Annotated in this window: 1 protein-coding gene; it reads right to left on the bottom strand. The window is 60.7% G+C overall.

All coding sequences use genetic code 11. From position 1 onward, the window contains the following. Positions 1 to 4: 4 nt before the first annotated feature. Positions 5 to 829, bottom strand: a complete 825-nt coding sequence (locus V7660_RS17160; RefSeq protein ID WP_335604273.1) for an IS5 family transposase — start codon at positions 827 to 829, stop codon at positions 5 to 7. Positions 830 to 905 lie beyond the last annotated feature (76 nt).

Here is a 905-nt window from a genome sequence, read left to right as displayed (position 1 = left end):
AAAATCAGGCTCTTGCAAGCCTTCGCGTTGCGATACGGATATGGGCGATGAAGAGCCAGGCGATGGCGCTTTCGAGGTGGGTTTCCCAGTCCTTGGCGAGGCGGCGTGAACGACCGAGCCATCCGAAGGTACGCTCGACGACCCAGCGTCTCGGCAGGACTTCGAAGCCCTTGGCCTTATCGCTGCGCCGGATGATGTCGAGCGTCCAGTCGCCCATTTTCGAAAGCGCCCTTTTCAGCTTGTCCCCGGCATATCCGCCATCGGCGAAGACGAGGCGCAGCCAGGGAAACCGGAAGCGCGCTTCAGCGAGCACGGCTGGGGCGCCATCGCGGTCCTGAATGTCGGCGGCGTGGACCAGGGCGGTGACCAGGAATCCTTCAGTGTCGGTGAGGATGTGACGCTTGCGGCCCTTGACCTTCTTGCCCGCGTCATACCCTGAAATTCCGCCACTTTCTGTGGTCTTCACGCTCTGGCTGTCGATCACCCCGGCGCTGGGCTGGGCGTCTCGCCCGGCGGCTTCGCGCGTCGCCAGCAGGAGCCGGTGGTTGATCTTCTCCAGCAGCCGCGTGTCGCGCCAGCGATAAAAATACTTCTGCACCGTTGAGAAAGGTGGAAAATCCTTCGGCAGGAAACGCCACTGGCACCCCGTCGAAGCAATATACATCAGCGCGTTCACGACCTCGCGCAGGTCGGTCTTTCGCGGACGCCCGATCCCTTTGGGCGCTGGCATCAATGGCGAGATCAGTGCCCATTCCGCATCGGTCAGATCGCTTGCATAGCGCGTGCAATCACGCGCATAAATGGGGCGTGTGGTTTCAGTCCAAGGCATGTGGCTCTCCGTAGCTTCGCAACCACAGAGAATCACAAGCCGCTGAAATCACACAACTCTTTTTGGATCAGGCTCT

Origin of the sequence: Hyphomonas sp., assembly GCF_036964145.1 — a bacterium.
Classification (GTDB): domain Bacteria; phylum Pseudomonadota; class Alphaproteobacteria; order Caulobacterales; family Hyphomonadaceae; genus Hyphomonas.
This window is presented reverse-complemented; position numbering and strand designations above follow the sequence as displayed.